This is a genomic window from Psychrobacter sp. ENNN9_III (genome assembly GCF_001462175.1).
In the GTDB taxonomy this organism is placed as follows: Bacteria; Pseudomonadota; Gammaproteobacteria; order Pseudomonadales; family Moraxellaceae; genus Psychrobacter.
In genome coordinates this window covers 1-10009 of record NZ_LNUO01000051.1, presented here as the reverse complement: position 1 = coordinate 10009, position 10009 = coordinate 1, and the positions used below count along the sequence as shown (strand labels likewise).

Genomic DNA, 10009 nt, shown 5'->3' with positions numbered 1-10009 from the left:
GCTTATCAACTTGATGCTGATAAGCGTTTTTCTGGTTTTTACGACAACTACAGTTAAAAGATTTGCTTGAGGATCAGATAACTGATGGCTGATAGTGCCGCAGCCACTGGTAAAGTAATGACCCAAGCCAAACCAATAGGCTTCATAAGTGACCAGTTGGTATCTCTGTTGACAATACCAATACCCAATACGGCGCCAACCAACGTATGCGTACTTGATACAGGTAATCCCATAGTAGATGCACCCATCACGACGGCTGCAGCGGCAAGCTCAGCAGAAAACCCCGATGCTGGATGCATTTTTGCCAAATTTGTACCGACTGTCTGAATCACCTCTTTACCAATGAACCAAAGACCGACGATAAGTGCTACACCAAAGGTCAACATCACCGCTGGAGGTACAGCCGCTTGTGAAGCAATTTCATTGGTACGAATAACATCCATAATCGCGGCAAAAGGACCAACAGCGTTGGCAATATCATTTGAACCATGACTAAACGCAAATGCCGATGCTGTAAAGACCTGCATCCAGCTAAACATAATAAAGGTCGCTTTGGTAAGATCCTCTTTGTGCTTACCACGAATACTTTTGGTGTAGATAAAGGTAGCAAGCCAAACCAGCGCCCCTATCATACCCATAATTAAAAAACCCTGCAGGGTAGTCATATTGCTATTGACGTTTTTGAGGCCTTTAAAGACCACAAGAGAGGTCATAACCGTACCACCCATGGCAGCAATAATTGGTACCCACTGCTTAATGGCTTTTAGCGTATCAAGATTACTGCGTTCATGTTCAATCTTATAAAGATCTTTATAATAATCTGTCTCTAAGTCTTCAACCACGCAGTCATCATCTTTATAAATCTCTTGATCGCGTAGCATCGCTGAAGTATAAGCCAGTTGTTCTGACTCTGATAGACTGTCTAAAAATTCTTTGTGGTTTTGTTTTAAGACTTTTTTACTCGCTTTTAGCTTACCGATATGGGCCTCAGCTTTATCATTATAATCAATAATATTTTTCTTAATCTGTCCATACAATAGGTAAGCCAATATACCACCTAACAATGGCGAGAGTACCCAAGAGATAGCAATCGTCCCTATCGTACCCCAATCAACAGTAGAAAATGCACTTGCACTGCCGCCCAAATCAAAACCTAACACAATAGAGCTACCGACCACCCCGCCGATAATAGAGTGAGTGGTTGAGACAGGCAAGCCTTTACGCGTGGCAAACAACAGCCAAAACGCGGCAGCAATTAATGCAGACAACATGACATAAATGAATTGGTTGGGGCTAACGGCTAAGCCGTCCATATCGACGATGCCTTTACGGATAGTATCAGTAACCTCTCCGCCTGCCAGCACCGCTCCCGACACTTCAAATATCGCGGCCACCCCCAATGCTTGAGGAATGGTTAATGTACCAGCACCAACTGAGGTACCAAACGAGTTGGCGACATCATTACCACCAATATTGAATGCCATAAAGACACCAAAAGCGGTCGCCACAATAAATAGCGTCGTCTGTTGACGCATTGTATAATCGAGTCCCCACCATAAAAAATAGCCGGTCATCGCAATCAGTAAAATAGCAAAAAATAAATTGATTCTCATAGAGCCCACTTGTTTGGTCGACCCTGTAGAACTGCTGCTAATACCCATAAATTAATGCGCCTTGCGTAAGCTGATTGAAAATATTTGCGATGTGGATGTATGATATAAAGTAGCGCGTTTATCATACCATTAAGCCGCAAATGTAACGCCAAATCGTTCGATTACAGCATCTTGCGGCTTAAGAGTTCGTTTATGATAATTATAATTGAGATAATGCTATTTGGTCATTTTCATCACGCGCCTATTATATTAAATAATCAGGCGTATTGTATAATGATACTACAAGATTTGTAACTGAAACCTCAAAACTTATATTTTCGGCAGTATATTACTTAGACTAAATACAGAAGATATAAAGCCTATAATTCTCGTTTGTCCTATTATCGATATTCACAATGAATTGTCAAAGAAAACATCCGAATTATTCTCATCAAAACATTCTATGTCTATTTTTTGAGTGCTTTGCAATAAAATACCTACAGTGTCTCATATCTATAAGTGCAGATTTAGCTGCGCAATAGCATGGTCTAGTACCTGTAAACGAGCACAGCGCTTTTCATTGGTTGCGATGATACACCATGGCGCATCAGAAGTATTGGTACGCGCCAACATATCTGCTGCCGCTTGTACATAGTCTGACCATTTGTCACGATTACGCCAGTCATCATCAGTGAGTTTAAATTGCTTATGCGGCGTCTCGCGGCGATCCTCAAAACGCTGTAACTGCTCTTTTTTATCGATGGCAAGCCAGTATTTTATGACAATCGTTCCTGCTGCCATAAGCTCTGCCTCAAAACGATTGATTTCATCATAAGCGCGTTGCCACTCTGGCTTATCTATTAAGTCCTCGACGCGTTCAACCAACACCCGTCCGTACCAAGTACGATCAAAAATAGCAATACGACTCATACGGTCCGTTTGCTCATTTGGTAAACGTGTCCAAAACCGCCATAAATAGGGATGCTGCAACTCATATAACATCGGTGCGCCAATGTTATAAATTTGATACTCACGTGGATCAAGCGGCGCAACCATTCGTTTGATAGCCCCGCCCTTGCCAGCAGCGTCCATTCCTTCAAAGGCAAATACCACGTGGCGACCTTTGCGCGCGCGCAGTAACTCTGCAAGCTTGGTCTGTTTTTTTGCAAGTTGTTTATGATAGTCTGTCTTATCGATCTCAGGATTCTTAATATCTATCAGCTGTTCGGGTATATCTACGGATACAAAGTCTGGCTGACTGTCATCGTCACTTAGGTTAGTGCCACTTTTAGTACTGTCAGAGATCGTACTGGCAATGTCACTAGTTCTTTTAAGATCAGCAGATACAGGTAAGCTGACACTACTTGCCAGCGCTGTCTGCATCGCTTGTAACACCTCATGGCAAAACTCAGTCGCTGCTTGTGATTTGTCCCTACCATCGATAATGACCCAGTCATCTTGCTGCCGCAAGAGTTCAGATGCCACACGGTTAAACTGCGCGACTATTGCAGTATCACTCCAATCAATTTGATATAAAAACTGTGGATCAGCTTCCTTATCTTTTAGACGTGCTTGTAAGGTCTCAACTTCGACATGAAACCAGCACTTGAGTAGTTTGGTGTGGTTTGCAGCCAGATCTCGCTCAAATACTTGCAACTGAATCAGTGCTTGCTGCAAGTAATCTTGCCATTTGGCGACCAGAAGTTCCTGATCTTCATCGTCTTGCATAGCGTTGGTTGCCAGATGCATTACATGATATAAAAGATCAGCATACCAGTTACCAAAGTAGACCATGACATCACCATGTCGCGGCAGGGCTTTGGTATGAGCTTGCCAGATAGGCTGGTATGCAAGCGGAGGATAACCAATCGTTGCTTCAACTTTTAATAATCTTGGATCAACCCACTGACGTAGCTGTTTGACTGCTGTGCCCTTGCCTGCTTGCTCCATACCATTGACGAGCACCAATAATCCGGTTGGCTTATTAGTAGAAGACGGCGTTTGTTGCCGCGTCTCTCGCAGTGCATACTGCGCTGTCACTAAGGCCAATCTTAGTGCATCCTTGTCCAATGAAAACTGACTCAAAGGATTGGGTGTCAAGCGCTGATCTATTAACTGTTTGACCATTTGGTTTTCTGTGGTTTTTTGTTCCCCATCTGATTTATTATGAGACATATGTCAGTTCCATTTTATTTTTATGTGAGCGGTTATTGGTTATCGTCCTTTCATAATAATAACATTCGTTTGCGCAGAAAATCACAGTGCTGTGTAACAGTTTGACATTTGTATTCTAACTTAAATTCTTTTAAGGTAATATATTACGCTAGCGATGCTATTTACCGACATTTATAACTTCTAAATAAAAGTCATTTCCATTTAAAAATACATACCTAACCATACAGGACAAACTTCTATGTCTGCTTTATCTGATTTACAAAAGCATTTAACGCGCTATTGGGCACTACCTTATCATGAGGATGAGGCATTAGATTCTAAGCTCAAAGACGTACAAGCATGGCAACGGGCACGTATTCAGCGTACTCATTCAGAGCTATTTGAGCAGCCAAAGAACAAGCCTATGGCGAATTATTTTCTCACACAACTATATGGCGGTGATGAATTCAAGCTATTGGCCAAGCAATTAGAACGCATCCTGCCAAAAGCAAAAAAACTTGAGAAACTTGCCAAAGAGTCCGTATTGCAGACTGGCACTATGGCTGTTCAGGCCGCTATCTTGGCAATTGAGCTAGATATGCATCTGGCGCAGTGGTTAATAGAGCAAGACCTAGCAGTCAATGAAGAAAACATGCTTAAAGCTTATCGCGCGGTCGATGAAGCAGATGAACGTCGTTTACAGATCAATAATCTAAAAGACGTCTGTTACCGTACTGATAAATATCTCAACTCATTTATGCTGCGTAAGGCTTTTTCTTTTGCCAAAAGTACGGCATATAGCCGTGGCTATCAGCTTTTATACGATTTTATCGATGCAGGTTTTACCGCGATGAAGCCTCTTAAAAGTGTCAGTGGTTTTATTGAACCATTTTGCAAGCGTGAGCTGCAGATCATCGATCAAGTTCATAACGCTGATAGTAACGACAATGTAGAAGTATTTGCTGTATCATAGACCAAAACAGTCGCTAAGTTGAGCATTTTGCGTGCATCATATTGATCAATCACTGTTGGTCGTATAATGCTAGCAAAATGCTTTTACATTTGGATGAAGAGTAATTATGATTGAATAATTATAAAAGCCAAGTAGACACAACAGTAGGCCACAGGAATACTCTATGACCAATGACTTAAAAAACACCAATCACAAGTTCACTAAAAACAGCCATATTCAAGATAAATTAGTCAAAGATAGTATTGTACATAGTGAAAATATTAGTGCAAAGGCCCAAGCTCGCAAAGACCCTACTCCTAATACGTCAAGTCATCGCTCAACGGCAAACAGTGCGGGTATTACAAATACCAATAATAGTGACTTTACTCAACTACAAGACTTACCAACAGGAACACCGCAAGGTCAGCAAACCACTATGCCATATAATGATAATAAAGTAAGTGACAACCCAGCTCCGTCCGCGGACAATCAAAAACCGCGAGTTGCCTTTAACCAACGTGATGACATTAATAACCCGCATACGCTGGATACGGATGGATCAGAAGAGACTCATTTTGGCTACAAGACTGTCAATAAAGCTGAGAAGCAAGCGCGCGTAGCCGATGTGTTTACCTCAGTTGCCAAAAAATACGATATCATGAATGATCTGATGTCTTTTGGTATTCATCGTCTTTGGAAGCGCTTTGCTATCAGTCTATCTGGTGTGCGTGCAGGTCAGCACGTGTTAGATATCGCAGGTGGTACGGGTGATTTGGCCAAAGTGTTTAGCCGTGAAGTAGGTCGTCATGGTCACGTTGTCTTATCAGACATTAATGCAGCGATGCTAGAAGTTGGCCGTGAGCGTTTGATTAACGCTGGCTGTAATAACGTTGACTTTGTCCTTGCCAATGCCGAGACCCTTGCTCCTTTTGAGGATGAAAGTTTTGACTTATTGACTATTAGCTTTGGTCTGCGCAATGTCACTGATAAAGACGCAGCTCTACGTTCAATGTACCGTGTATTAAAGCCAGGCGGTCGTTTATTAATCTTAGAGTTCTCAAAGCCTGTTTTTGAACCACTATCTAAAGCCTATGACTTATACTCTTATCTAAAGCCTATGACTTATACTCTTTTACTGCCTTACCGCTTATGGGCAAGCTTGTAGCAAACGATTCAGAAAGCTATCAGTACTTAGCAGAGTCGATTCGTATGCATCCTAATCAGCAAACTTTAAAGCAGATGATGGAGCAAGCAGGCTTTGAAAACTGCGATTATCATAATCTAACAGCTGGTATCGTTGCAGTTCATAGAGGTTTTAAGGCATAACGCTGATTGCTCAACAATCTCTAACGCTCAAAGCAGTGTTGACAACGCTACAGCATGACCATAATTATTTTTGATATGTGAGAGTATTATGCTAACGGTATTACTTTTGGCAAGTGCCGAAAAACTCATCAATATGGCTATCGCTAGTGATGATATCACTAAAGCTGGCTTGACACCGCTTGCTGGTAAAGTACTGCGGTTAAATATGGTCATGCCTAAGATACAGGTAGATATCTTATTTAACCATGAGCATCTACGTTTTGAGCCCATTACTGCCAATAGTGTGTTTGAGCCACGCGGGCAAAGCTTTGGTCGAGATGCTGATGAACGTCAACAGGCAAACAAGGATATGGGGCGTATTGGCCATAGTCGTCCAGACTGCACTATTAATGTTGAAAACCCCGCTGAGCTATTAAACTTGATACGCGGCGCTGAAGGCAATCTGCCGATTGACGGTGATTACAAAGTCTTGATGCAGCTCAAACAGCTGGTCGCTGGATTTGACCCTGATATTGCAGGTCAGCTCGAACCTTTCATAGGCAAGCCAATGGCAAGTCAGTTGCAACTACTGATATCTCAGCTCAAAAGCAGCTTTCGCCACACTGCCAAACGTACCTTTGACGATGTGAGTGATTGGGCCAACGACGTGACAGGCAATAGCCCACCTGACCCCATCGAAAAAGCAGAAGCAGACAGTCTCAAGCAGCAAATTCTTAAGCTGCGTGCGGATATCGAACGTGAAGAGGCACGTTTGGCCGCTATCAAAGCTGAGCAAGCATGTTTAACCGATAGGTAGATATAGCTTATCCTGTCTTTTTCATCTTATCCGCATTCTTATCTAGACTGTTTGTTTCAAGTAACTACTTAGAGTAACTACTGCCCATGCTATTATCCTATCGCGCCCGTCTACTTGAACTTTGGCGTATTGCTGCAAGCTACCGTATTGATACTCACTTTACGGCTGAGGAGGCTCCACAGCTACAGCCGATTTTACGTTTGATTCGGATGCATCCAGCTGCTTGGGGCAAAAAACATCAGCCCAATGCGATTAAATATGCGCTAGAAGATATGGGCACGCTGTTTTTAAAGCTTGGTCAGCTACTCTCCACCCGTCGTGATTTAGTGCCACCTGAAATTATTGAACAACTTGTTCAGTTACAAGATAAGGTAAAACCTTTTGAATCTGATGTTGTCATCGCTCAAATTCAAGATCCAAGGTATGGTCTCGGTCAGTCTATTGAGACGCTATTTGCACGCTTTGATGTCAAACCGTTAGCCGCAGCTTCCATAGCTCAAGTACATACCGCAGCATTGAGAGATGGTCGTGAAGTTGTAGTAAAGATCGTGCGTCCTAATATCCGCACGACTATTGTTGCAGATTTTGAGCTATTACGTGAGCTTGCCAGTTGGGCATCGGCACGGATTGAAGCGGCACGTGCAATACATATTATTGATATTGTTGAAGACTATCGGCAAGTCATGCTCAATGAGCTGGATTTGACTTTAGAGGCGGATAATACTACTCAGATGCGTAACAACTTTTTGGGTTCGGCATTGATGTATGTGCCTGAAGTTTACGACGCTGCCAAAAACGTTATGGTGATGGAACGCATTCAAGGGGTACCGATCTCACAAGTTCATATATTTGATCAGCTAGGCTATGACCGGGCAACACTCGCTGAAAAAGGATTGACGATATTTTTTACCCAAGTCTTTCGAGATAACTTCTTTCATGCCGATATGCATCCGGGCAATGTCTTTGTAGAAACGCCACCAGTAAAAACATTAGATAGTCATACTCAAGCGGTCAATCTCGGTCATGAACCTCGTTATATTGGTCTTGATTGCGCTATTATGGGCACTTTATCAAAAGACGATCAATTGATTGTAGCGCGTATGCTATTGGCCGTCATGAACAATAACTTTACTGCTATGGTCGATATCGTCAGCCGTGCTGGTTGGATTCCACCAAATACAGACAAGCATGCTTTGATGCGTGATATGAAGCGCACCGTCGGCCCGATGCTACAAAAGTCTATCAATGAGATTGATTTTGCTGGCGTTTTGATGCAGATTTTAGATATAGCGCGTCGCCATCATATGAGCATCCCGCCGCAACTGATGCTTTTACTAAAAACTTTGGTACATGTTGAAGGCCTTGGTCGTGACTTGTATCCAGATTTGGATATTTGGTCATTGGCGAAGCCAATCTTAAGTAGTTGGGTTAAAGAGCAGCTTGATCCTATGCGCAACTTTCAACAGATACGCGCACAGCTACCAGAGATTTTATTGTCCAGTACTGATATTCCAAAACTACTAGATCAAGGTCTGCAGAGTTTGGCTTCACAAGGGTCACGTCAAGACAGTCAGTTGCGTGAGATTCAGCAAATACGTGCCGACATGCTCAATGACCGTCGCCGTGACTGGCTAGCATTAGCAGGATTTGGCCTATTTATCGCCATTGCTACACAAGTAGTCGGCTGGCTATCACCTGTGTTTTACATTTTAGCGATGTTAGCAGTCGTTTGGCGTATCTTAGCTTAAAGCTACCGCTTCACTGACAAGGATAAGTTATGATCAGCTCTCAAGTTAATACCACACCTACTAAACCGGACTATAGTGCCGCTATTAGTGAGCTACAAGCTCAGTTTGGCGAGCAGCTCAGTATCAATCCGACGGTCCGCGAACAACATGGCCATACCATGACATGGCTTGCCAACCAGCCACCAGATGCCGTGCTGACAGCGCAAGATAAGCATGACGTTGCTAAAGCGGTCGCGATTTGCAACCAGCATAAAATGCCAGTGATTGCTTTTGGTATTGGCTCATCGCTTGAGGGCCAATTAAATGCTCCTTATGGCGGACTTTCAATCGATATGCATGCGCTAGATGCTATCTTGCAAGTCAATAACGAAGATTTGACAGTGACTGTACAGCCTGGTGTTACACGTGAACAGCTGAATCATTATTTACGTGATACAGGTTTATTTTTCCCCATAGACCCAGGCGCCAATGCTAGTATCGGCGGTATGGTTGCAACCCGCGCTTCAGGTACTAACGCAGTACGCTATGGCACGATGAAAGATGTGGTACTGGCACTTGAAGTGGTGACAGCGAATGGAGAGATCGTACGAACTGGTACGCGTGCCAAAAAGTCGGCTGCAGGTTATGATCTGACGCGCTTAATGATAGGTTCTGAAGGTACGCTTGGTATCGTCACCGAAGTCACACTCAAACTGTTTGGGCTTAGTGAATGTGTTGGTAGTGGTCTTTGTCATTTTCCAACGATTGAAGAGGCCTGTCAGGCCGTCATGCTTACCATTCAGATGTGCTTACCTATTGCTCGAATCGAATTGCTTGATGCTTTACAAGTAAAGGCCTGCAACCAATACGCAAATCTTGATCTACTTGAGACACCTACCTTGTTTGTAGAGTTTCATGGGACTGAAGCGAGCGTACGCGAACAAGCACAGACTTTTAATGATATTATCGAAGAGTTTGGCGGTACTGACTTTGTTTGGGATACTAATGAAGCTGAGCGCAAACGTCTGTGGCAAGCGCGCCACAATGCTTATCATGCCAGCTCAGCCTTGCGACCAGAAGCAAAAGCGTTATCGACTGATGCCTGTGTGCCTATTTCACGCTTGGCTGAATGCGTAAGCGCCACTGCAAAAGACATTGCAGACGCTGGAATGATTGGCCCTATGGTCGGTCATGTTGGCGATGGCAATTTCCATGTTTTATTGTTGGTTGATAATGATGATCCAGTAGAGACTGCCAAAGCTGACGAGATCATCGGACGGTTGGCTATACGTGCTATCGAGATGGATGGCACTTGTACTGGTGAACATGGCATCGGTCAAGGTAAGCAAAAATACATGGATCAAGAACATGGCAACGCCATACCGCTTATGCAAGCCATCAAGTCCGCTCTTGATCCAAACAACATCCTAAACCCTGGTAAAATCTGGCCTCAGCCTTTAGT

General features: G+C 43.3%; 6 protein-coding genes and 1 pseudogene. 5 read left to right on the top strand and 2 right to left on the bottom strand.

What is annotated here, in order from left to right; genetic code table 11:
• Nucleotides 1–53: 53 nt before the first annotated feature.
• Complete coding sequence (locus PENNN9_RS03870) at nucleotides 54–1661, bottom strand: inorganic phosphate transporter (RefSeq protein WP_058368423.1); 1608 nt, start codon at nucleotides 1659–1661, stop codon at nucleotides 54–56.
• A gap of 444 nt (nucleotides 1662–2105) precedes the next feature.
• On the bottom strand, nucleotides 2106–3719 hold the full coding sequence (locus tag PENNN9_RS03865) for an ATPase (protein ID WP_075103621.1): 1614 nt from the start codon (nucleotides 3717–3719) through the stop codon (nucleotides 2106–2108).
• A gap of 286 nt (nucleotides 3720–4005) precedes the next feature.
• Here PENNN9_RS03865 and PENNN9_RS03860 point away from each other — a divergent pair, with 286 nt between their 5' ends.
• The 5 genes and pseudogenes from PENNN9_RS03860 to PENNN9_RS03840 all read left to right on the top strand — a co-directional run.
• On the top strand, nucleotides 4006–4719 hold the full coding sequence (locus PENNN9_RS03860) for an FFLEELY motif protein (RefSeq protein WP_058368421.1): 714 nt from the start codon (nucleotides 4006–4008) through the stop codon (nucleotides 4717–4719).
• 415 nt (nucleotides 4720–5134) lie between these two features.
• Nucleotides 5135–6024: pseudogene (gene ubiE, locus PENNN9_RS03855) on the top strand (bifunctional demethylmenaquinone methyltransferase/2-methoxy-6-polyprenyl-1,4-benzoquinol methylase UbiE).
• A gap of 88 nt (nucleotides 6025–6112) precedes the next feature.
• On the top strand, nucleotides 6113–6820 hold the full coding sequence (locus tag PENNN9_RS03850) for an SCP2 domain-containing protein (RefSeq protein WP_058368420.1): 708 nt from the start codon (nucleotides 6113–6115) through the stop codon (nucleotides 6818–6820).
• An 86-nt stretch (nucleotides 6821–6906) separates the two neighbouring features.
• A complete protein-coding gene (locus tag PENNN9_RS03845; protein WP_058368419.1) occupies nucleotides 6907–8568 on the top strand; it encodes an ABC1 kinase family protein in 1662 nt (553 codons plus the stop codon).
• Between the two features lie 29 nt (nucleotides 8569–8597).
• On the top strand, nucleotides 8598–10009 hold a 1412-nt coding region (locus PENNN9_RS03840; RefSeq protein ID WP_058368418.1), incomplete at its 3' end, for an FAD-binding oxidoreductase.

Bases quoted from the DNA above. Each gene is read 5' to 3' on its own strand.
- PENNN9_RS03850 (WP_058368420.1), top strand. From the start codon at position 6,113: ATGCTAACGGTATTACTTTTGGCAAGTGCCGAAAAACTCATCAATATG.
- PENNN9_RS03865 (WP_075103621.1), bottom strand. From the start codon at position 3,719: ATGGTCAAACAGTTAATAGATCAGCGCTTGACACCCAATCCTTTGAGT.
- PENNN9_RS03860 (WP_058368421.1), top strand. From the start codon at position 4,006: ATGTCTGCTTTATCTGATTTACAAAAGCATTTAACGCGCTATTGGGCA.
- PENNN9_RS03870 (WP_058368423.1), bottom strand. From the start codon at position 1,661: ATGGGTATTAGCAGCAGTTCTACAGGGTCGACCAAACAAGTGGGCTCT.
- PENNN9_RS03845 (WP_058368419.1), top strand. From the start codon at position 6,907: ATGCTATTATCCTATCGCGCCCGTCTACTTGAACTTTGGCGTATTGCT.